This window comes from Roseibium litorale (assembly GCF_014842915.1).
Classification (GTDB): Bacteria; Pseudomonadota; Alphaproteobacteria; order Rhizobiales; family Stappiaceae; genus Roseibium; species Roseibium litorale.
In genome coordinates this window covers 187,545-208,273 of the sequence record NZ_JACYXI010000006.1, presented here as the reverse complement: position 1 = coordinate 208,273, position 20,729 = coordinate 187,545, and the positions used below count along the sequence as shown (strand labels likewise).

19 protein-coding genes and 1 tRNA gene are annotated in these 20,729 nt (G+C 60.6%); 13 read left to right on the top strand and 7 right to left on the bottom strand.

What is annotated here, in order from left to right:
- Positions 1-254: 254 nt before the first annotated feature.
- The gene (locus tag IG616_RS11415) at positions 255-656 is read left to right on the top strand and encodes a hypothetical protein (RefSeq protein WP_192148281.1); all 402 of its coding nucleotides are present in this window, start codon (positions 255-257) and stop codon (positions 654-656) included.
- A gap of 161 nt (positions 657-817) precedes the next feature.
- Here IG616_RS11415 and IG616_RS11410 read toward each other — a convergent pair whose 3' ends face one another.
- Both IG616_RS11410 and IG616_RS11405 read right to left on the bottom strand, forming a co-directional pair.
- Positions 818-3,361 carry an HWE histidine kinase domain-containing protein gene (locus tag IG616_RS11410; RefSeq protein ID WP_192148280.1) on the bottom strand — a complete coding sequence of 848 codons (2,544 nt, stop codon included), beginning with the start codon at positions 3,359-3,361 and terminating at the stop codon, positions 818-820.
- On the bottom strand, positions 3,362-3,907 hold the full coding sequence (locus IG616_RS11405; RefSeq protein WP_192148279.1) for a biliverdin-producing heme oxygenase: 546 nt from the start codon (positions 3,905-3,907) through the stop codon (positions 3,362-3,364).
- 294 nt (positions 3,908-4,201) lie between these two features.
- Here IG616_RS11405 and urtA point away from each other — a divergent pair, with 294 nt between their 5' ends.
- The 6 genes from urtA to IG616_RS11375 all read left to right on the top strand — a co-directional run bounded on the left by urtA (position 4,202) and on the right by IG616_RS11375 (position 13,147).
- Positions 4,202-5,491, top strand: coding sequence for an urea ABC transporter substrate-binding protein (urtA, locus tag IG616_RS11400; protein WP_209007466.1), 1,290 nt, complete (start codon positions 4,202-4,204; stop codon positions 5,489-5,491).
- 268 nt (positions 5,492-5,759) lie between these two features.
- The gene (gene urtB, locus IG616_RS11395; protein ID WP_192148277.1) at positions 5,760-7,379 is read left to right on the top strand and encodes an urea ABC transporter permease subunit UrtB; all 1,620 of its coding nucleotides are present in this window, start codon (positions 5,760-5,762) and stop codon (positions 7,377-7,379) included.
- Positions 7,376-8,524 (top strand): urea ABC transporter permease subunit UrtC, encoded by a 1,149-nt coding sequence (gene urtC / locus IG616_RS11390; protein ID WP_192148276.1) that lies wholly within the window; start codon positions 7,376-7,378, stop codon positions 8,522-8,524. Before urtB ends, urtC begins: the two co-directional genes overlap by 4 nt.
- 4 nt (positions 8,525-8,528) lie before the next feature.
- Positions 8,529-9,275, top strand: coding sequence for an urea ABC transporter ATP-binding protein UrtD (gene urtD, locus IG616_RS11385; protein ID WP_192148275.1), 747 nt, complete (start codon positions 8,529-8,531; stop codon positions 9,273-9,275).
- A 197-nt stretch (positions 9,276-9,472) separates the two neighbouring features.
- Positions 9,473-10,168, top strand: coding sequence for an urea ABC transporter ATP-binding subunit UrtE (urtE, locus tag IG616_RS11380; protein ID WP_192148274.1), 696 nt, complete (start codon positions 9,473-9,475; stop codon positions 10,166-10,168).
- 78 nt (positions 10,169-10,246) lie between these two features.
- Positions 10,247-13,147 carry an AsmA family protein gene (locus IG616_RS11375; protein ID WP_192148273.1) on the top strand — a complete coding sequence of 967 codons (2,901 nt, stop codon included), beginning with the start codon at positions 10,247-10,249 and terminating at the stop codon, positions 13,145-13,147.
- Between the two features lie 215 nt (positions 13,148-13,362).
- Here the strand turns inward: IG616_RS11375 and IG616_RS11370 are convergent, their stop codons facing one another.
- From IG616_RS11370 to IG616_RS11360, 3 genes are all read right to left on the bottom strand, one after another.
- The gene (locus IG616_RS11370) at positions 13,363-14,910 is read right to left on the bottom strand and encodes a CYTH and CHAD domain-containing protein (protein ID WP_192148272.1); all 1,548 of its coding nucleotides are present in this window, start codon (positions 14,908-14,910) and stop codon (positions 13,363-13,365) included.
- An 87-nt stretch (positions 14,911-14,997) separates the two neighbouring features.
- Entirely contained in the window at positions 14,998-15,558 is a 561-nt protein-coding gene (locus IG616_RS11365; protein ID WP_192148271.1) for a cupin domain-containing protein, read from the bottom strand.
- Positions 15,559-15,770: 212 nt separating this feature from the next.
- Positions 15,771-15,855 (bottom strand) — tRNA-Leu (locus IG616_RS11360).
- Between the two features lie 176 nt (positions 15,856-16,031).
- Here IG616_RS11360 and IG616_RS11355 point away from each other — a divergent pair.
- Genes IG616_RS11355 through IG616_RS11340 form a run of 4 tightly spaced genes read left to right on the top strand, consistent with a single transcriptional unit; the run spans position 16,032 to position 17,933 of the window.
- Positions 16,032-16,610, top strand: coding sequence for a YqaA family protein (locus IG616_RS11355; protein WP_192148270.1), 579 nt, complete (start codon positions 16,032-16,034; stop codon positions 16,608-16,610).
- A gap of 34 nt (positions 16,611-16,644) precedes the next feature.
- The gene (locus IG616_RS11350) at positions 16,645-17,154 is read left to right on the top strand and encodes a disulfide bond formation protein B (protein WP_192148269.1); all 510 of its coding nucleotides are present in this window, start codon (positions 16,645-16,647) and stop codon (positions 17,152-17,154) included.
- Positions 17,151-17,450 (top strand): hypothetical protein, encoded by a 300-nt coding sequence (locus IG616_RS11345; protein WP_209007454.1) that lies wholly within the window; start codon positions 17,151-17,153, stop codon positions 17,448-17,450. The genes IG616_RS11350 and IG616_RS11345 overlap by 4 nt, the downstream gene beginning before the upstream one ends.
- Positions 17,451-17,498: 48 nt before the next feature.
- Positions 17,499-17,933, top strand: a complete 435-nt coding sequence (locus IG616_RS11340; RefSeq protein WP_192148268.1) for a metallopeptidase family protein — start codon at positions 17,499-17,501, stop codon at positions 17,931-17,933.
- A gap of 46 nt (positions 17,934-17,979) precedes the next feature.
- Here IG616_RS11340 and ppa read toward each other — a convergent pair whose 3' ends face one another.
- Entirely contained in the window at positions 17,980-18,516 is a 537-nt protein-coding gene (ppa, locus tag IG616_RS11335; protein WP_192148267.1) for an inorganic diphosphatase, read from the bottom strand.
- Positions 18,517-18,665: 149 nt separating this feature from the next.
- Between ppa and IG616_RS11330 the strand changes: the two genes are divergently transcribed.
- Positions 18,666-19,229 (top strand): hypothetical protein, encoded by a 564-nt coding sequence (locus IG616_RS11330; RefSeq protein WP_192148266.1) that lies wholly within the window; start codon positions 18,666-18,668, stop codon positions 19,227-19,229.
- 18 nt (positions 19,230-19,247) lie between these two features.
- On the opposite strand, the gene IG616_RS11325 is transcribed toward IG616_RS11330, so the two are convergent.
- The gene (locus tag IG616_RS11325) at positions 19,248-19,766 is read right to left on the bottom strand and encodes a GNAT family N-acetyltransferase (RefSeq protein ID WP_192148265.1); all 519 of its coding nucleotides are present in this window, start codon (positions 19,764-19,766) and stop codon (positions 19,248-19,250) included.
- Between the two features lie 457 nt (positions 19,767-20,223).
- Between IG616_RS11325 and IG616_RS11320 the strand changes: the two genes are divergently transcribed.
- On the top strand, positions 20,224-20,685 hold the full coding sequence (locus tag IG616_RS11320) for a DUF2794 domain-containing protein (protein WP_192148264.1): 462 nt from the start codon (positions 20,224-20,226) through the stop codon (positions 20,683-20,685).
- Positions 20,686-20,729: the final 44 nt, after the last annotated feature.

Here is a 20,729-nt window from a genome sequence, read left to right as displayed (position 1 = left end):
ATATCCAGCTGGATTGAGGTCAATGGAATGGCGGGAAGCCTCTGCCTGACAGCTTGCTCATTCTTTGAACGAATTTGAAGCAATAAAAATGCCAAGGGTTGGCCAATGTTTTGTGGTTCAGATAAGTGGCGCCGGTTTTTGAGCAAGAACATGACATCCTGTGTCAGCGGGCTGTCAGCGCGACTTTGCTAGATCTGTTTTGTCAGCGCCGCACTGGTGGCGTTTCTGCAAAACAACTAGGGAAGGAATGGAAGATGAAAAAAGGTTTGATGGTATTGGCGGCGGCTTTTCTTCTTCAGGGTGTTTCCGGAGCTTTCGCTGAAGAGACACGCAGCGGCAGTTTTCTCAGCAATCTGATCAGCGGTGATTTCAGCGGCCGGACCGGCTCTGAAGCCTCGGACAGGGGGCAGCGCGACCATGATAGCCGTACCGCCTCGACCGGTGGCCGGGAAAGCCATCAGGAAGCGGGAGATTCCGGCTCCGATGATCGTTCTGGCGGCACCGACAGCGGACGCGAAAGCTCGCACGACAGTGCCAGCAACGACGGTGGCCGCGGCGACGACGATAGCGGCCGCGGTAATGACGACGGAGGCCGCGGAAACGATGACAATGGTCCCGACAGCAACGACCACGACAGCAACGACAGCGACGACTGAGCGCGCTGTCGTTCTCCAGCGGCTTTGAAGGCCAGTTGGAAGCTTCCGGGCGGATTCTCCATGGGTGAGAGTCCGCCCGTACTCATAGGTTTGTCTGTCCAGTCTGTCAGTTTTGCCAAAATTCAGGGCAAATGATCAGTTTCTAGGCAGCTTCTGGCGGTCTAATGGCGGCTCATCATAAGCTGAGAGAGCGCTCTGACCAGAGCCTCGCTGTTGTAGGGTTTCCGCACCACGGTAACATCCCCGAGTTCCGGCGGAAGTTGCGTCTTGTCGTCATATCCCGTCGCAAACACGAAGGGGATTTTGCGGCTGTGGAGTTCCAAAGCGACCGGGATCGACGTCTCGTGGCCGAGATTTATGTCGAGAACAGCCACATCCGGAGCAAAAGTTTCTAGCTGCTCCAGAGCCGAGGTCACGGAATTGGCGGTCGCTACCTTCGCAAAACCTTGATCGGAAAGCATCATCTCCACGTCCATGGCAATCAGGACCTGATCCTCGACCAGCAGCACGGCGGCATTTTCCGGCTTGCCGGACAGGCCCGGTGCCATTTCCGCGATCACCTGCGGCTGGAGCGCGTCAAGGCTCTCCGTCACGGTGATGAACTTGGCCGGGATCGTCATCCGCGCCCGGAGGCCGGTGAGGTCGAAGTTGATCTCGCTGGAGCCGCCAAGGTCAAAGGGAATGCTGCGCTCGATCAGGGACGAGCCGAAGCCCTTCCGGCTCGGCGGCGTGACCTTTGGTCCCCCTGCCTCCTGCCAGTTGACTTCGAGATCGCAGGCCCCGTCAAGCCCCCAGCGGATGGTCAGATGACCGCCCGGGCGCGACAGCGCGCCGTATTTGGCTGCATTGGTACACATCTCGTGGAACACGAGAGCTGCAACCGCATAGGCGCGTCCGTCGAGCTTGACCTTGGGACCTTCCAGCTGGATGGCTGCGGTGCCGGCAGTATAGGGCAGCAGTTCAGCTTCCAGCAGGCCGCGGATATCGCCGCCGCCGCTGCCACGGATCACCTGGTCATGGGCATGCGCCAGGGCCTGGATGCGGCCCTTCAGTGAGGTGATATAGTCTTGCAGGGTGGCTGCTTCCCTCGCGGGTGTCGCAATCAGTGACTTGATCACCGCCAGGATGTTCTTCACCCGGTGGTTCAGCTCTTCATTCAGGAGCCGCTGCCGCAGATCAGCCTTGTCGCGTTCTTCCTGCATTAGCTCGCTGTGGCGCAGAACCACCTCGACCGCAGCCGAATGGATCGCCGATGCGATTTCCATGTCGGCTTCCGACCAGGACTCGGACTGGCGTTCGACCGTTTCCTTCCAGATCGCGAAGCTCTTGCGCGGGGTGAGCCTGTCACCGAACGGCCCGGTCTCGTAGGACTTGTCCGGATTGCCTGCCCAGTTGAGGGTCTGCAGGCGCTCCTTGCGGAAGAACAGCAGGCAATCGTCGGAAACGTGCGACAGCGGAATGGCCAGAACGCCGGACACATTCTCGTAGAACCCGGCCGCAGGCGGAAAGACTGCTGTGAGCTGATTGGTGGTCCAGATCCGGTCTTCCCCGGTTTCGGTAATATGCTGGGCGAGCTGAGGGATCACTTCGGCAGGCGGCACGGTTCCGAGCGAATGCCATTCCCCTTGCAGGAAAAAGCCAATGCCGTCACAGTCGATCATCGTCTGGAAGTCCGGCAGGACCTCTATCAGCAGATCCATCACATCCGTCTGCTGGCTTGCGCGCTGCAGGAACCGGTCAAGGGAATCGCGTGCTGCGGTTACAAGATTGAGCTTGTGGTGGTGCAGCAGGCCGATCAGATGCATGGAGAAGAACTCGCAGAACATCTCCGAGGCGATGCGCTGCGGCAGGGTCATGATCTTCGGCGAATAATTGTGGCAGGCGATCAAACCCCAGAGCGCGCCATCGACGATGATCGAGATCGACATGGAGGCTGCAACGCCCATGTTGCGCAGATATTCCAGGTGGATCGGTGACACGCTGCGCAAGTGGGCGTAGGACAGATCCAGCGGCTCTCCGGATCCATCGAACACCGGCTCGATCGAAACGCGTTGGCCACGGGCGTCCGAGATGATGCGGATGGAGTTTTTCAGATACAGCGCGCGCGCCTGTTGAGGGATGTCGCTTGCCGGGAAATACTGCCCCTGAAAGCTCTCCAGGTCAGAGCGCTTTGCTTCGCTCTCCACCTTGCCGGCACCATCCTCCTCGAACCGGTAGATCATCACCCGGTCATAGTCGAGCACGGCCCGCAGCAGGGCCGGGGTCTTGCGCAGCAGCTCTTCGCTGGTGGTGATCATGCGGATTCGGCCGATCAGCTCACGGGCGAGCTGCACCGGCAGGACGTTTGTGTCCGCCGCTTCGAACTCGATAATCGCGTGACCGGCGTGCCGGTGGACGGAAATGTCGTAAACACGGCCGTTGGCCATCTGCTGGCGCAGCAGCAGACCCGCCCTGGCAGGATCCGGAGCGCCCGCCAGGGCGTTGCGGATGTCGTGGGTGATCTGCTCACCGACCAGAGCTGCCAGAGGCTGGCCGTTGATCGGGCTCTCGAGCGACAGGAGCTCCGCGGTGTTCGCCGAATGACGCTGAACGATGGACACGGCCAAGTCACAGGCAAGCAGGCAGCCATGAGGCTGGATGCTGCCGGGGATGTGAATGGGTTCACGGTCGCAATTCGTAAGATTTACGGGTTCAGACTGGGTCATTCATACTTTCTCGAAAGCATCCAGCGCGAGACTGAAAGTTGTTCGCGCCGCGCTGGTCATAGCCTTCTCATCAATTGTTTCTATCTGCTCTAACAACGCGCAGAATGCTTTCCAGTTCCCTTTGCGGGAGGTCTGCTTGGCGAGATGACTTGCTCCGTTTGCTTCTCCGAAACCTAGCTGGTGAGCCTGCTTGACCAGGAAGTGGGCGCCCAGGGAAGAGCCTTCAAGCACGTAGAGGACGCCCAAAAGTTGACTGAGTTCAAATGGTTGAGGCTCTGTGATGCTTGCCGGCAAGAAAATCGGCTTTGTGTCCAGAGACCTTAGGTCACTTTCTATCTCTTCGGAAATCATGCTCGGGACGAAATCATCGAACTCGGCGGGTATCTTGCTCGCTGCGATCTGTTGTTCGAGCGGATGCCGGAACTGCAGCATACCGTGGAGGTAGCGCAGGTATTGCTCATTGCTTCCCAAGGGGCCGACGTTGTCATCGAGTTTTTTGTGAAGATGATTTGTGTGGTCCCGCAGGAGTTTCCTTCGGTCAGTCAAGTTTGTTAAGTCCTCGCCCAATTAAAGGAAAAAATCCTTCAGAGAACCGTGATTTAAATCTGGAACAATTTTCCAGGTCAATGGAAAGGCGAAGGTCTACCTAGGGTCATCTGCGTGAAAGTGCGGACTTTTCCCCAGCGCTTACGTCATTCGACGTATGTCCCCCTGCAGCCGCTGCCCCCACGATCCCCTCCAGACGGCAGCGATGGCGATTGCCGCAGATCCGCCCCGGTTCTCCGAACCGCAGGGGCATGGGCAAATAAGAGGGGACTTGAACAGATGAGCACCAAGCTGATGACCCGCGCCGCGGGCCTTGCACTGGCCAGCCTGATGGCTTCCACCATGATCGGTGGCGCCATGGCCGACGAAGACACCATCAAGGTTGGCATCCTGCATTCGCTTTCCGGCACCATGGCGATTTCCGAAACGACGCTCAAGGACGCCATGCTGATGCTCATCGAAGAGCAGAACAAGAAGGGTGGCCTTCTGGGCAAGAAGCTCGAAGCTGTTGTCGTCGACCCGGCTTCCGACTGGCCGCTGTTCGCCGAAAAGGCCCGCGAACTGATCGAAGTGAACAAGGTCTCCGCCGTCTTCGGCTGCTGGACGTCCGTGTCGCGCAAGTCCGTTCTGCCGGTCTTTGAAGAGCTGAACTCGGTTCTCTTCTATCCGGTCCAGTACGAAGGCGAAGAATCCCAGCGCAACGTGTTCTACACCGGCGCTGCCCCGAACCAGCAGGCCATTCCGGCCGTCGACTACCTGATGAGCGAAGAAGGCGGCGCGGTGAAGCGCTGGGTTCTCGCCGGCACCGACTATGTCTATCCGCGCACGACCAACAAGATCCTCGAGGCCTATCTGAAGGCCAAGGGCGTGGCCGACGAAGACATCATGATCAACTACACGCCGTTCGGCCATTCCGACTGGCAGACGATCGTGTCCGATATCAAGGCCTTCGGCTCCGCAGGCAAGAAGACCGCCGTGGTCTCGACCATCAACGGCGACGCCAACGTGCCTTTCTACAAGGAACTGGGCAACGCCGGCATCAAGGCGGAAGACATTCCGGTTGTTGCCTTCTCCGTGGGTGAAGAAGAGCTTGCCGGTCTCGACACGGCTCCGCTCGTCGGTCATCTCGCTGCCTGGAACTACTTCCAGTCTGCAGATACCGAAGCCAACGCCGAATTCATCGATACCTGGCACGCCTATACCAAGGACGACAAGCGCGTGACCAACGATCCGATGGAAGCGTCCTACATCGGCTTCAACATGTGGCTGAAGGCCGTTGAAAAGGCCGGTACCACGGACTCTGACGCTGTGATCGACGCACTCGTCGGCGTCTCCGTTCCGAACCTGACCGGCGGCTATTCGGCCATGATGCCGAACCATCACATCACCAAGCCGGTTCTGATCGGTGAAATCCAGGAAGACGGCCAGTTTGAAACCGTCTGGGAAACCTCGGGTCTCGTCGCTGGCGATGCCTGGTCGGATTACCTGGAAGGCTCCAAGGACCTGATCTCCGATTGGCGCGCTCCGATGTCCTGCGGCAACTTCAACGTCAAGACCGGCAAGTGCGGCGGCTCCGGCTCCTGATCTGAAGTCTTGCGAAAGAGACGGGCGGTTCTGCCCGTCTCTAACTGCTGACGAAGGTATCAACCTCTCGAAAGTCATCCCGGGCAAGCGGAGCGCGACCCGGGACCGGTGAGCCAGAAACCTATCGGCCTGGCCTGTCTGAGAGCCGGAACACTTTGGCTCACCGGTCCCGGATCTCCGCTTTGCTCCGTCCGGGATAACAAGCCGAAAAGTCCGTCTTTGACCTTTGCCTCTTCCTTCGGGGTTCAAATCGAAACCAGGTGGGCCCATGTCCTTCTTGAAGTCCTTTCTCCTCCTCCTCTGCCTGCTGACCGGTTTTTCTGGCGCAGCGCTTTCGCAAGAGGATCTTGAATCCCTGCGCCCGCTGGTCAACGCGCTGGCCGAAGGCAAGTTCAAGGAGACGGAAAAGCAGGTCGCGGACCTGGCCGCCACCGGAAATCCTGCCGTGGCGCCCTTGCTGGAGGCGCTGGGCAACGGGGATCTTCAATTCCGCAAGTCCGACAAGGCGGTCTTCATCACCAGATCTGCAGGCAAGGGCTATCAGCTGATTGATCCGCTGACGCTGGAACCCGCCGGGGATGCATCCCGCAGCGAAGTCTCCAAGATCAAGGTCAACAATGGTTTGCGCCGGTCCATCCGGGCCGCACTCGGCTCGCTGACGCTGATGGCCAAAGATCCTGCCGTGCGCCTGTCCGCTGCTGAGGCGGTGTTTAAGGCAAAGGATCCGGATGCCATTGAGGCACTGGATGCGGCCATTGCAAAGGAGAGCGACAATGACGTGCGTCTGGTCATGGAGCAGGCCCGGGCCGCGGCCGTTCTTAATTCCACCCGTGGTGACGCTGACAAGCTTGAAGCCATCGGTGTCCTCGCCAGCATGGGAAACAGGGACGCCCTGTCCCTTCTGACCGGCTTTGCGGCTTCTGCGGAAGGCGAGCAGAAGGCCGCCGCCGACAAGGCCATCACCCGGATCAACAAGTCACTGGCGCTCTGGGGCAATGCCCAGAACATCTGGTACGGTGTCTCTCTCGGGTCAGTGCTGCTTCTTGCCGCCATTGGTCTTGCCATCACCTTCGGCGTGATGGGCGTGATCAACATGGCGCACGGCGAAATGGTCATGATCGGTGCCTATGTCACCTTCGTGGTGCAGGAGATGATCCGGTCGTCCGCGCCCTGGCTCTTTGATTATTCCCTGCTGATCGCTCTGCCGCTCGCCTTCGTGATTTCCGGCGGCATCGGCATGGCCATCGAGCGCGGCGTCATCCGCTGGCTCTATGGCCGTCCGCTGGAAACGCTGCTGGCCACATGGGGTATCTCCCTGATGCTGCAGCAGGCCGTGCGCTCCATTTTTGGCCCGACCAACCAGGAAGTGGGCAACCCGTCCTGGACGTCCGGCGCCTTCGAGCTAGGCCAGCTGACCATCACCTATAACCGTATGTGGATCATTGTCTTTTCCCTTCTGGTCTTTGCCGGGCTGATGCTGGTGCTGAAGAAGACGCCCTTCGGTCTCTTCACCCGCGCCGTCACCCAGAACCGCCGGATGGCCGCCTCCATGGGCATCCGCACGCCCTGGATTGACGCGCTGACTTTCGGTCTGGGGTCCGGCATTGCGGGCATCGCCGGGGTCGCGCTCAGCCAGATCGACAACGTCTCCCCCAACCTTGGCCAGGGCTACATCATCGACAGCTTCATGGTTGTGGTCTTCGGCGGGGTGGGCAACCTCTGGGGAACGCTCGTCGGTGCCATGACGCTCGGCGTGGTGAACAAGTTCCTTGAACCCTATGCGGGCGCTGTGCTGGGCAAAATCCTCGTCCTCGTCTTCATCATTCTCTTTATCCAGAAGCGTCCGCGGGGCTTGTTCGCCCTCAAGGGCCGGGCAGTCGAAGCATGATGACCTCCTTCCTCTTCCGCACGCTCGATGCCCGGGCAGGCATTTTCATCGGCCTGATGCTGGCGGCTGTGGTTCTCGTCCCGGCGCTGAACCTCCTGGTTCCCGAAGGCAGCACCTTCCATGTGCCGACCTACGCGGTCACGCTGATGGGCAAGTACCTGACCTACGCCTTGCTGGCTCTATCGGTGGATCTGGTCTGGGGCTATTGCGGCATTCTTTCGCTCGGCCATGGTGCCTTCTTCGCCCTCGGCGGCTATGCCATGGGCATGTATCTGATGCGCCAGATCGGCACCCGCGGCGTCTATGGTGACCCGGTCCTGCCGGACTTCATGGTGTTCCTGAACTGGAAGGAACTGCCCTGGTACTGGTACGGCTTCGACATGTTCCCCTTCGCGGCCCTGATGGTGCTGCTGGCGCCCGGCATTCTGGCCTTCGTTTTCGGCTGGTTCGCCTTCCGTTCGCGGGTCACCGGTGTCTATCTCTCGATCATCACCCAGGCGCTGACCTATGCACTTCTGCTCGCCTTCTTCCGCAACGACATGGGCTTTGGCGGCAACAACGGCCTGACCGATTTCAAGGACATCTTCGGTTTCGACATTCAGGCCGGCACGACCCGCGCCGGGCTGTTTGCAGCCTCAGGCCTGGCGCTGGTCGTGTGTTTCCTTATCTGCCGTGCGGTGACCCGCTCCAAGCTGGGCAAGGTTCTGGTCGCGGTACGCGATGCGGAAAGCCGGACCCGGTTCCTCGGCTACCGCGTGGAGCATTACAAGCTCTTCGTCTGGACCCTGTCAGCCATGATGGCGGGCATCGCAGGCGCCCTTTACGTGCCCCAGGTCGGCATCATCAATCCGGGCGAGTTTGCCCCGGCGAACTCCATCGAAGTGGTGATCTGGGTCGCTGTCGGCGGGCGCGGAACACTGGTCGGAGCGGTGCTCGGGGCGATCCTCGTCAACTTCTCAAAGACCTGGTTCACCGCTGCTCTGCCGGAAATCTGGCTCTTTGCCCTCGGTGGCCTCTTCGTGGTGGTCACCCTGTTCCTGCCCAAGGGCCTGCTCGGCCTGATGGACAAGGGCTGGAGCGCGGTCCGCCGCCGCCCGGCAAAAGACACCGCCGCACACCGCGCCGAACCCCAGCCTGCGGAGTAAATACATGACCCGGCAAACCAGCCTTCTCTATCTCGACGGCGTGTCTGTGTCCTTCGACGGCTTCAAGGCGCTTAACGACCTCTCTCTCGTCATTGCTCCTGGCGAGATGCGGGCGATCATCGGGCCCAACGGTGCGGGCAAGACGACGATGATGGATGTCATCACCGGCAAGACCAAGCCGGACAGCGGTGAGGTCTATTTCAATGGCGTTGTCGACCTGACCGGCGAGGACGAAGCCTCCATTGCGGAGCTTGGCATCGGCCGCAAGTTCCAGAAGCCGACCGTATTCGAAAGCCACACGGTCTGGGACAATCTGGAACTGGCCCTGAAAGCCCCGCGCGGTCCTTTCGCGACCCTGTTTCACATCATCTCCGGCGCGGAAAAGTCCCGGATCGAAGAGCTCTTGACGCTCATCCGCCTGTCGGACAAGCGGGATGAACTGGCCGCCAACCTGTCTCACGGCCAGAAGCAGTGGCTGGAGATCGGCATGCTGCTGGCCCAGGACCCGAAGCTGCTCTTAGTGGACGAACCGGCTGCCGGCATGACCGACGCCGAGACCATGGAAACGGCGGAACTTCTGAAGGACATCGCCCGCACCCATTCCGTCGTCGTGGTCGAGCACGACATGCATTTCATCCGCGCGCTCGGCGTCAAGGTCACCTGCCTTGCTGAAGGCTCGGTCCTGGCCGAAGGCTCCCTGGACCACGTCTCGGCCAATGAGCGTGTGGTGGAAGTCTATCTGGGGCGGTGAACTGATGAACCGTCCTTTCAACCGCCGCAGCCCTGAACACCTCATCCTGAGGAGGCCGTCAGGCCGTCTCGAAGGATGGGCGGCAAACACCGGAGCAAGCGGCCTATCCTTCGAGACGCAGGCGCTGCCTGCTCCTCAGGATGAGGCGGCAGTGAAAGCCGGGGTCCTTCACGGGCTCGCGGCAACAAGAGGTCACCATGCTGAGCGTTGAAAACATTGATCTGCACTATGGCGCGGCCCAGGCGCTGAAAAGTGTCTCGCTCACCGCCGAGGTTGGCAAAGTCACCTGTCTGATGGGCCGCAATGGTGTCGGCAAGACGTCCACGCTCCGGGCCATCGTCGGCCAGCACGGCATCAGCAACGGCAAGATCCTCTGGAACGGCGAAGATGTGTCGCGTCTTGCGCCCCATGCCCGCGCCAAGCGGGGCATTGCCATCGTGCCCCAGGGCCGCGAGATCTTTCCGCTCCTGAGCGTGAAGGAAAATCTCGAAACCGGATATGCCTGCCTGCCCAGAAAGGACCGGAATGTGCCCGAGACAGTTTTCGAATTGTTTCCGGTGCTGAAGTCCATGCTCGGCCGTCGTGGCGGCGATCTGTCCGGGGGGCAGCAGCAGCAGCTGGCGATTGCCCGGGCGCTGGTGACCCGCCCGAAGCTTCTTGTGCTTGATGAACCGACGGAAGGCATTCAGCCCTCGATCATCAAGGATATCGGCCGGGCCATCGAATGGCTGCGCGATCAGGGCACCATGGCCATCGTGCTCGTGGAGCAGTATTTCGAGTTCGCCCGCGACCTGGCCGACCAGTTCGCGGTCATGGACCGGGGCGAAGTGGTCATGTCCGGTGCCCGCGCCGACCTCAACGAAGAAGAAGTCCGCCGCCATTTGACGGTTTGATTTCCAAACGTGTCCTTGACGCCACCATCCCGCCACGCTTTGTCCTAAACTGAAGCGATTCGAGATGGGGGAATGCACATGCGGCGGATTTTGATCGGACTCGGTGCCCTGTTCGCTCTGGTGGCGGCGGTGGTGATTGCCGTTCCCTTGCTGTTGCCGAAAGACGCCATCAAGACCAAGGTCGTTGAGCAGGTGGAAGTGGCAACCGGCTGGCGGTTGCGGCTGGACGGCCCCGTCAGTCTTTCGCTTCTGCCTGGCTTCTCCCTGATCGCGGAAAACATTGGCCTGTCCGGTGAAGCTGGCGCGGATGGCGTGGAGTTCGCCCGGGCCGACCGGATCGAAATCGGTCTTGCGCTGGCCGGGCTTTTCGGAGGCGATATCCGCGTGACCGGCATTGCCCTCGACCAACCGAATATCCTGCTCGAGATCACCAAGAGCGGAATGACCAGCTGGGCGCCACGCCGTCAATTGACCCCTGCCCAGGAAGCCGCGGAAATTCTCTCCGGCGGTTCTGCCGCTCCCGCTGACACCGCCTCTCCCCAGCCGGCTACGGCTGCGGAAGGGCCGGAAGACGGCGGTTTCGTAAAGAGCATCGCGGTTGACCGCATCACGATTACCAACGGCACGCTGGTTTATGACGACCGGCGCACCGATCAGCGCATTGTCGTCTCCGACCTGATGATGGACGTCACAGCGCCGGATCTGCGGGGCAAGGTGTCGCTTGAAAGCAGCCTGGTTTGGCAGGACAAGCCGGTGAAGATTTCCGGCAGCGTGGTCGATCCGCTCGGGGCTGCCGCAAGTGGCGCCCTGCCGGTCGATCTCACGGTTTCCAGCGGTGACAACACCGTCAAGGTTGCCGGCACAATCGATGGTCCCGCGCAGAAGGCCAATCTGGATGTGGCTGCGTCCGGTCCGTCGGTTCAGGGGCTTGCTGCACTTTTCGGCACGGCACTGACTGCCGATCCGGGCGATTTCAATGTGTCTGCAAAGGTCATTGCAGATCCGGCGTCGGTCAAGGTGTCCAGCCTCGCCGCCAAAGTGGGCCCGGTCCAGCTTGCAGGCAATGCGGCTGCGGATCTTTCCAAGGAGACCCCGCGTTTTTCTGGCCGCCTGCAATTGCAGCAAGGCTCGCTCGGCGATCTCTTGAAGCTTGCCGGTCAGGATCTGGCCGCAACGGGCACGCTGGGGGCGGATCTTGCGTTCACCGCTTCCGGTTCAACGCCGGAACAGATCGCGGCTTCGCTTGATCTCAACGGATCCGCCAGCTTGCGTGATGGCGAGGTGACCGGCCTTGACCTTGCCAGTGCTGTTGGCGGCGATCCTGCGGCCGACAAGGTCAGTGGCATTGCCGTTGACGTAGCGTTGCAGGGGCTCGGCAAGCCGGCGAACCTCTCCGGCGGGCTGAACTGGCGCGGTGATGCATTCAAGATTTCCGGCACCGCGACGCCTGCGGCGCTGATTGCCGGAAAGCCGGCTCCTGCGAAGGTGAAGGTTTCCGGTCCGCGCGTGACGGCAGGGTTTGACGGATCTCTGTCGGCAGGCGGCCAGGTTCAGGGGGCTGTTTCGGTCGAGACCGCGAGCCTGCGCAATCTGCTCGCCTGGATCGGGCAGCCGCTTGGCGGCGGAACGGGGTTGGAGGGCTTCAAGGCCTCGGGCCGGTTCAGCCACAGCGGCAAGGGCCTGCGGTTCGAAGACACGGTCTTCCAGCTCGACCAGACGTCCGGCAGGGCAAAGGGCGAGATTGTCTTTGGCGCCAAGCCGGTTATCTCCGCGGATCTGTCGCTGGACGAGCTGGCGCTTGATCCCTATTTCGGCGGCGGAGGCTCCGCAGCCGGATCTGGCAAGTCCGGGCAGGGTGGTGGTGCCGCGCCCTCTGGCGCAGGTGGCGGCTGGAGCGATGCGCCTGTCGACTTTTCCGGTCTCAAGGCTGTCGATGCCAACTTCTCCATCTCGACCAAGCAGATCCGCTGGAAGGCCGTGCAGATCGACCAGAGCGCTCTGTCTCTGACGATCAAGGATGGCGTCCTGAACGCGTCGCTCGATAAGCTAGCACTTTACAAGGGCACCGGCACCGGTTCGCTCTCCCTGAACGGGGCGGCGGCTCAGCCGCAAGTGCGGGCGAAGTTCAATCTTTCCGGTCTTGGGGCCTATGAAGCCCTGCGCGATGCGGCGGGCTTTAAATGGCTGGAGGGAACGGCGGCGGTGGCACTGGACGTGCAGGCCGCCGGGGCATCCCAGCGCCAGCTGGTCAGCTCCCTTTCCGGCAATGCGTCCTATTCCTTCGTGGATGGTGCCATCAGGGGCATCAACATCCCGAAGATGCTGCGCAGCCTGTCGGTTGAAACTTTGCTTGGCTGGCAGGATGCCTCCTCTGAGAAAACCGATTTCAGCTCCCTGACGGCCACCTTTGCCATCGACAAGGGGATCGCGGTCAACGAGGACCTCAGCCTGATCGGGCCGCTGGTGCGCATGTCGGGCAAGGGCACAACGGACATGCCCGCCCGCACGCTGAACTGGCGGGTTGAACCGAAAATTGTGCCGACCCTCGAAGGCCAGGCACCTGCGCCGCGCAAGAAGGGGGAAGACAAGAAGCTCGCCGGTCTCGGTGTGCCGATCGTGATTTCCGGGTCCTGGGACAAGCCGCAGATCTATCCGGATATTGCCGGCATTCTTCAAGACCCGCAAGCGGCCTATCAGCAGCTCCAGTCCATGGGCGGGGAGCTGACCAAGATCCTCAAGGGCGGCAAGCCTGACAAGGCTCTGACGGAGACGGCCAACGAGGTGATCAAGCAGGTGACCGGCGGCAAGACCCAGATCGACGTGCAGAAGGTCCTTGAAGGGGATGTGAAGGACGAGGACGTTTTGAAGGCCGTGGAAGAAGGCTTCGGCCTGCCATCCGGTCTTCTCGGGTCCTTCGGCCTTGGCAAGAAGAAACAGCCGCAACAGGAACAGCAGCCTCAACCGGCCCCGCAACAGTAAGGGGCTCAGGTGAGTTTCCGCCGCGCCTTCCCGGACGAAGCGGAGCGGAGATCCGGGATCTCTCCTCAGTTCAATCTGGTGAGAATGAGGTGCTTTGAAGGGCAGGTCCCGGCTCAAGGCCGGGACGGCGTGGCGAAAGTTCGTGAAGTTTTGGTTCTGCAATGAACATCCCCGGTGCTTGTCACCGGGCCGCTTCTGGAACTGACGTCTTTCCGTCAGGTCCAGAAGCGGCGGGCTGTTGCGGCTTCTTCCCAGGCTTTGCGCGCTTCCAGCCAGACAGATTGGGCGCGGGCCCTGTGCCAGCCGATTGCAAAGCCGGCGGCCTGATTTGCTGATGGAGCGCCGGGGCCTTTGGGCACGGGCAGGCCGAGCAGCTTTTCCGCCATGGCCACATCATTCAGATAGCCGAAGACTTCCTGAAGCTGCCTCAAGTGATTGAGGAAAGGTTTGCGCCTGGACTTGGGATAGAGGCTGGCAAAGAACTCGCACCCATAGCGCAGCTTTTTCAGGGCCTTGCGCATCTCGTGGCGCTCCGGAACATCCAGTTCAGCGATCCGCTTGCCGAACTCCGCCACCTTCCGCCATTGCCGGTTCAAGGCCGCTTCAGCGTAACGGGATATCGTCCCGCTGCCTGCCTTGGCCGGGTCCGGCAGCCAGGCATTGCCCTGTGCGAAGATTGCCAGATCGAACAGGAATGTGTTGACAGATTCCGCCCGGAGGGCCTGTTCCAGCTCTTGTCTTGCGCCCTTCCGCAAAGTGCTCAAGTGGCTCAAGAGAGAGCTTGCCGACAAACCCTCAGGCGCGTCCACTTCCAGTGGCCCGACAATCTCTTCGGCAAGAACGTCCAGATCCCGGACCGTGCCCGCAGCAACCGCAAGGTCGCGGGCCGCCGCATCCAGCGCCCGCCAGCAGTCCGGCTGAAGGGCCTTTGAAAAGAGGCGGAAAGCACTGCGCAAACGCCGCAAGCCGATGCGGAACTGGTGCGGGCCTTCCGGATCTTCGCTGGTCAGAATGACAAGACGGTTCTGCGCGATCTGCTCGAAACAGGACCAGACAACGGCCTTGAAGACCTGCTCCACCGTTTCATCCGCGTGAATGCCGAGTTTGCCAGCGCCCAAAGGCTCCAGACTGGCGGTTGTTTCCCCGGACAGAAGCCGGTAGCCGCGTTCAGCCTTGCTGCAGGGTGAGAAGCGGAATGGGGCAGTCCCCGCAATGGCGCGCGCTGCCGTCAGCAAGTGCTCTTCGGCCCCTTCCTTCAGTTCCAGCTCCAGCTCGGACAAGGAGGTACAGGTGTCACCCGAGCGGATTTCGCCGCGGTCCAGCGCGAACTCGATCATGCTTCCGTCCGGCGCCGTCAGGTCCCGCTTGGTGCGGCGCATGACCGTTTCGAACATTTCGCTGAGCGCCTGGCCTTGGACCGCATCCACCAGATGCCGGATCGCCTTGGCGTCGCTGATCGCGGTCAGGTCAATGGATCGGCCTGAGACGGGGTGTTCGATTTCAATCGGGGAGGACAGGCCACCGTTGACGCCGGTCCCGATCTTGAGCGTCTGCACCCAGGTCTTGCCCGTCTTGCGCAGGCGCAGCGACATCTTCCGCCGTCTGAGGGCATGGTCCGGAGTGTCGAAATAAATCGACTGCAGCGTTTGGGTGCTCGCGCGTCCAGAAGTGAATCCTTCCGGTACCGCAGGCTTTGCGAGTGTTTCGCCGTCTGCCGGAAAAACTTCGAGCTTGAGCTCGATTTCCCTTTGAGTTTTGCTCATGAGACCAAGGTAACCCTTTACTCCGGTCCCTGTCCAGCATCAGGATGCCGCAGCCCCGGCCTTGGAGCCGGGGCTGGAAAACGGTGGTCAGAGACCGTTCTGGCGGCGGCCTTCGAGGCCGGCCATGCGCTGCAGCTTGCGGATCACGCGGGCAGGGAAATCCAGATAGACCGGAACCGGACGCTGGTTGAAGGCAATCTTGCGGATGTAATTCGGCACTTCCCATGTGGCAGACGTTCCTGCGGGGAAGAACAGGCTCACGCCGGGTTTGCCGTGGTAGACGACCCCAGCGTCATCCGTGATCCGCACCTCTCCTTCCAGAAACAGGACGGTCTCATCCCAGCCATAGTGCCAGCTGAACTTGCCTGCTGTGCAGGACCAATGGTCGGTTGATGTCCAGCCCCGGGTGCCGTTCGACAGGTTGATGCATTTGGCCTCGGGAGAGCCTTCCAGAATCCAATGGGGCCGGATGGGGGCAGGCTTCAGATTGGACGGATCAAGCGCTGCCAGGGTGAACAGGCCGTTGAACAGTGTCTGCTGTTTGGCTTCCTCGCGGGCATCTCGCTGCCAGCTTGCAATGTCCTGGGTTTGCAGCTCTACGCCAGATGCGTCCTTGATGGATGTGTCAAATGCCTTTTGGGTGTTCATGGTCAATCCCGCAAAATCCTGAAATCCGATCGGGATTTTCTACCGGCAATAGCTGCAGGAACTCTTACTGCCCGCTAGGTGACTCACGTGTTTTGCTGATCTGGGGCTGGTTTTTGAACTCAAGGTTAGGGCTTGGTGAAGACGCCGGCATGCCATAGAGCTCCGCCACGCATTTCCGCGGGTCTTGGAACCGGATTTTGAGGGAAGATCCTTGGTGCCCCTGGCCCGACTCGAACGGGCACTCCCGAAGAAAACGGATTTTGAATCCGTCGCGTCTACCAATTCCGCCACAGGGGCAGCACTCAAGGTCGCGCGATAATAGCCACGCGCGAGGACGCGTCAATCCTTATCAGGAGGGTTTCGGAAACTGTCCCGGAGATTGATTTCAAGAGGTGGATAACCGGCCGTAAAATCGGCGTTGCCATGGCTTCTCCACGGGTGACTTTGCCGCGGGAAACCGCTATTGAGAGCCCATGTTGCGCCGCCTCTACGACTGGACCCTGTCCTTTGCATCCGGACCCCGTGCGACTGCCGCACTTGGAACGGTATCCTTCGTCGAAAGCTCCGTCTTTCCGATTCCGCCGGATCTTCTGCTGATTCCCATGGTCGTGGCGAGGCCCAAGCGTGCCTGGGCGCTGGCGGTGCTCTGCACGCTGACGTCGGTTGCCGGTGGCTTCGCCGGCTACATGATCGGCCACCTGCTGTTTCAGGAAATCGCTGCGCCGATCCTCAGCTTCTATGGCTATCTCGACAAGTTTGAAAGGTTCAGCCAGATCTTCAATGAGTGGGGCTGGTGGTTTGTGTTCATCGCGGGTTTGACACCTTTCCCCTACAAGGTGATCACGATCGCCAGCGGAGCGGCAGGGCTCAGCCTGCCGGTGTTCATGCTGGCGAGTTTGGTATCCCGCGGCATCCGGTTCTTTGTCGTTGCCGGGCTGCTGTATTTCTTTGGCGCTCCGATAAAGGACTTTATCGAAAAGCGCCTCGGATTGATGTTTACACTCTTCGTCGTGCTGCTTGTTGGCGGTTTCGCGCTTATAAAGCTGCTGTAGCGGCCCTCAAGGCCGGATCTGGAAGGTTTTTGCAATGGGAATTGCGGTTAAAGCTAAGGCAGTCAACGGACTGCTTCTCGCCGGTGGTCTTGCCGCCATCTCGACAGCCTGGGGCTTTCAGCTGATTGGCGGCTATGTACCTTGTAAGCTGTGCCTTGAGCAGCGGGTTCCCTATTATGCCGGCCTGCCACTGGCCTTCTTGTCCCTGATTGCGCTGTTCGCTGGCCGCAAGGGGATTGCCATCGTTCTCTTGCTGATTGTCGCTGCCGCCTTTGCTTATGGCTCGGGGCTGGGTGTCTACCAGGCGGGGGCAGAGTGGCAGTTCTGGGCAGGACCTTCCGACTGTGGCGGCGGCAGTGCTGGCCCCGCCAATGCTGCCAACATGCTTCAGGCGCTGCAGACGATCCGTGTTGTCAGCTGCACGGAAGCAAGCTGGCGTCTGTTCGGGCTTTCTTTTGCCGGCTGGAACGCCGTGGCCTCTGCCGGTGTGGCCGTTCTGGCTCTTATTGGAGCCGTTCTGGCCAACCGTGAGCGGAAGGCATGAGCGGCAGTCCGGACCAGCAGGGCAGTGGTCCGGATCCGCAAATGGACCGCCGGACAGATCCTCACGAGAAGACACGCCTGGAGGCTCTGCGCGCCCTGAAGCGTGTCGAGGACGAGAGCGAGACCATCACAGGGTCCACTTTCGTGCGCATGGCACAGAGGGCCAAGGGGCATTTCGGTGCAGCGGACAAGGATCAGAATGATCCGGTCGAGGTTCTGGGCACGCGCATTGGCCGGATCGCCGGGGCACTCTTTGCCATTGGGCTGATCATTTACCTCTTCGTGACCTATTTATAAGGAAAGCCGTTCGTATCAGGACGGGCTGTTCCCGGGAGACAGAGCCTTATGGCATCACGACATCCGCCCAGGGTCGTCGAATGGGCAGACCGTTTCGCGCCGGATCTGGAGGTGTTCGAGGCGATCGCCAGCCAGACCCTCGCGCAATTGCCGCATGAAATCGTTGATCAGTGCGGCCATCTGCAGATCACCCTCTGCGAGTTTGCCGACGATGCCATTCTGGATGCCATGGGCATTGAGGACCCGTTCGAGCTGATGGGCCTGTTCGAGGGAAGCGGTCTCAGCCAGGGGGCTGCGGAATTGCTGACCGGTCAGATGCCGAACCGGATCTGGCTGTTCCGCCGGCCGATCCTGGATTACTGGGCCTCGGGCACCGAAAGCCTTGGAAATGTCATTGCGCACGTCCTCATCCACGAGATCGGCCATCACTTTGGCCTGTCCGACGAGGATATGGATGCAATAGAGGCCGCAGCGGGCGATTGATCCGCTGCGGCCTCCGGATAATCCGTCTTTTCAGCCCTGAGGCTGCTTACTTTGCTTCGGCGTTGTAGCGCTCGATGGCTTCGACGATCAGCTTCTTGGCGCTGTTCACGTCTTCCATGCCGGTCACCTTCACCCACTTACCGGACTCAAGGTCCTTGTAGTGTTCGAAGAAGTGCTTGACCTGTGCCACGGTGATTTCCGGCAGATCGGTGATGTCCTTGACGTCCTCATAGCGGCGGGTCAGCTTGGAGCTCGGAACCGCGATGATCTTCTCGTCCTGGCCGGATTCATCTTCCATGATCAGAACGCCAATCGGGCGGCAGCTCATGATCGCGCCCGGCATGATCGGGCGCTGGTTGACAACAACCACGTCGATGGGATCGCCGTCACCGCACAGGGTATGCGGAACAAAGCCGTAGTTCCCCGGATAACGCATCGGTGTGTAGAGGAAGCGGTCGACGTACATCGCACCGGCGTCCTTGTCCATTTCGTACTTGATTGGCTCGCCGCCCACCGGAACTTCGATGATGACGTTGATGTCTTCGGGCGGGTTCTTGCCGATCGGCACGGCATCAATACGCATGCTGCTTGACTCCTGTTGGGTGCTGCTGGGTCTATTGCAGTCTGTGAAAGCAAGCGCAAGCCCTATTTGCTGCGCTGCGGGGCAATTGCGGTCAAGGACGGGCCGTGAAGACCTTGTCCGGAAGGGGCATAGGCAGGAGGAAAGCTGCATTGAAGGAAATCTGTTTGACCTGCGCGGCCCTTTTTCTGGGGCTCCTGACCGGGATGGCCCATGCCGCGGCCGCGGGTGTCACCAGCGCCTACACGGAGTTGCGCTACAGCGGGTGCCAGGAGATTTCACCGCCGGATGACCAAGGGGCCGCGGGTGCCTCCCTGCTCTGTCCCGGATACAGCGGAATTCCGGTCTATGTGGCGGAAGGGGATCTCAGAATGGTGGTCTCCTTTGGCAGCAATGCAGAGGAGGAGCCCGCGGCCTCGCAGACTTTGCCGGGGTTCAACACGATTAACGAGGTCATCGAATGGCGGCTGCGTGGCGGTGTTCCTTTCGCGGTCATTCAGCGGTGGTTCCCCTTGGGACAGGATGGACGCCAGCCCGGGAGCGTTCTGATCGTGACGCAGCTTGTGCCCGGGGCAACCTGCCAGATCGCTTGGATCAATGCGCGGGCCAATAGAAAGGCCAATGAAATGGCACGCGAGGCTGCTGACGAGATGGCTGGAGGGTTTGACTGTTCGCGGCCACCGCAGATTGTCGGGCGTCCGGGAGACCTGAACTGAACTGACCGGTTCCAGGCCTCAGTTGGTGCGGGGTGGCCAGAAATAGATCGAGAGATCGAGCTTGCCCGCACCCGTCCGCATGGCGGACTTTCCGGTGAGGCGCCCGCCAATGGCCTTATAAAAGCGGCAGGCAGGTTCATTGGCCGCGAGAACCTGGACTGCGAGGCCTTCAAGCTTCTTGGCTTCCAGCTCCGTTCCCGCCGCGCAGAAAACCATGCGGCCGAATCCGAGCCCCTGATGGGAGGGTCGCAAGTAAAGCTCGTAGATCTCTCCCGCTCCCCGGTGGCCCGGAATCCGGCAGGTGCCATAGCTGGCATAACCGGCAAGTTCCCCGGCGATTTCCAGAACCAGGATGTTCACGCCGCGCATGATTGCACCTTGCCACCAGCCGGGAGACCGGCGGGCAATGAGCTTTTCAAGCTCGATGCCATCGATCAGGCCGCGGTAGGCAACCCGCCACGCGTCGTCGCGAATGGCGGCCAGGGGCTCGCAATCACTGGTTCTCGCGGGGCGCAGGCCGATCAGTTCCGTGCTCATGTGACCAGAATACATGAAGCGTAAAAGCCGCAACAGATGGATTGATGAGATAGGGGAAGGGATGGGAGAATAGGAAAAGGGCCGGCGCTTGGCCGGCCCTTCATTTGCCCTGATGAACGTTACGCGACTAAGTCCAGGACGACCTGCCTTGGGGGGCTGGGGGGCTAATGCGTTCCAAAGCCGTCATCTCAAGACCCATCAGGGTATGCCATTAATATGGTGGCCCAAAATGGCTGGCCAAGGGCTGGAATGAGGCAAAAACGTGATTTCTCGCTTGGATTTGTAAGAATTTGTCGCGGCTTGTCCAGCGATCCGGGAGCGGCTGCTTGGAACGGCATGAAATTCCTGGTTGGACTTGCCAAATAAGGCCAGTCTTGCGCATCATGACAATCTGATGACTGCAAGGGTCCGGCCCTGGTCACGGAATGTCTCAGCAAGTGCTTTGATGGGAGGCCGAATGAGCGAGACAGAAGATGGAGCGGGCGACGGGGCATCTTTGATCGAGGTCTGCGGCGCGCCTGCCGGTGCTGCCCCTTCCGCCAGGCCGTCCAGCTTAAACACTGCCGCACCTGTGTCCCCGGCTGGACCTCAGGCAAACAGCCAGCCCGTGAAGGCAATTGTCTCGTTCAACCGGCGGGAGCTGGATGTCATTCTCCGGCTTTACGGGCGAATGGTTGCGGAAGGTGAATGGCGGGACTATGCGATCGACCTGCTGAAGGACCGGGCCGTCTTTTCCGTTTTCCGCCGCACGTCGGAGATGCCGCTTTACCGGATCGAAAAAGATCCGAAGCTTGCCCGCAAGCAGGGCGCCTATTCAGTCGTCGCCGCTGGGGGCATGATCCTGAAGCGGGGGCAGGATCTGGTTCAGGTTCTGAAGGTTCTCGAGAAAAAGAAACACCTTCGTCTCGTGGACGTGTGAACGGGCCGGAAAGGTTCGTCACAGCTTCACGCCGCAACGTCTTC

What these genes read in the sequence shown, in the direction of transcription:
- IG616_RS11345 (WP_209007454.1), top strand. Translation starts at nt 17,151, where the DNA reads ATGAGCGGCAGTCCGGACCAGCAGGGCAGTGGTCCGGATCCGCAAATG.
- ppa (WP_192148267.1), bottom strand. Translation starts at nt 18,516, where the DNA reads ATGCGTATTGATGCCGTGCCGATCGGCAAGAACCCGCCCGAAGACATC.
- IG616_RS11410 (WP_192148280.1), bottom strand. Translation starts at nt 3,361, where the DNA reads ATGACCCAGTCTGAACCCGTAAATCTTACGAATTGCGACCGTGAACCC.
- IG616_RS11365 (WP_192148271.1), bottom strand. Translation starts at nt 15,558, where the DNA reads ATGAACACCCAAAAGGCATTTGACACATCCATCAAGGACGCATCTGGC.
- IG616_RS11375 (WP_192148273.1), top strand. Translation starts at nt 10,247, where the DNA reads ATGCGGCGGATTTTGATCGGACTCGGTGCCCTGTTCGCTCTGGTGGCG.
- IG616_RS11415 (WP_192148281.1), top strand. Translation starts at nt 255, where the DNA reads ATGAAAAAAGGTTTGATGGTATTGGCGGCGGCTTTTCTTCTTCAGGGT.
- IG616_RS11350 (WP_192148269.1), top strand. Translation starts at nt 16,645, where the DNA reads ATGGGAATTGCGGTTAAAGCTAAGGCAGTCAACGGACTGCTTCTCGCC.
- urtA (WP_209007466.1), top strand. Translation starts at nt 4,202, where the DNA reads ATGACCCGCGCCGCGGGCCTTGCACTGGCCAGCCTGATGGCTTCCACC.
- IG616_RS11370 (WP_192148272.1), bottom strand. Translation starts at nt 14,910, where the DNA reads ATGAGCAAAACTCAAAGGGAAATCGAGCTCAAGCTCGAAGTTTTTCCG.
- urtD (WP_192148275.1), top strand. Translation starts at nt 8,529, where the DNA reads ATGACCCGGCAAACCAGCCTTCTCTATCTCGACGGCGTGTCTGTGTCC.
- urtB (WP_192148277.1), top strand. Translation starts at nt 5,760, where the DNA reads ATGTCCTTCTTGAAGTCCTTTCTCCTCCTCCTCTGCCTGCTGACCGGT.
- IG616_RS11340 (WP_192148268.1), top strand. Translation starts at nt 17,499, where the DNA reads ATGGCATCACGACATCCGCCCAGGGTCGTCGAATGGGCAGACCGTTTC.
- urtE (WP_192148274.1), top strand. Translation starts at nt 9,473, where the DNA reads ATGCTGAGCGTTGAAAACATTGATCTGCACTATGGCGCGGCCCAGGCG.
- IG616_RS11320 (WP_192148264.1), top strand. Translation starts at nt 20,224, where the DNA reads ATGAGCGAGACAGAAGATGGAGCGGGCGACGGGGCATCTTTGATCGAG.
- IG616_RS11325 (WP_192148265.1), bottom strand. Translation starts at nt 19,766, where the DNA reads ATGAGCACGGAACTGATCGGCCTGCGCCCCGCGAGAACCAGTGATTGC.
- IG616_RS11355 (WP_192148270.1), top strand. Translation starts at nt 16,032, where the DNA reads ATGTTGCGCCGCCTCTACGACTGGACCCTGTCCTTTGCATCCGGACCC.
- urtC (WP_192148276.1), top strand. Translation starts at nt 7,376, where the DNA reads ATGATGACCTCCTTCCTCTTCCGCACGCTCGATGCCCGGGCAGGCATT.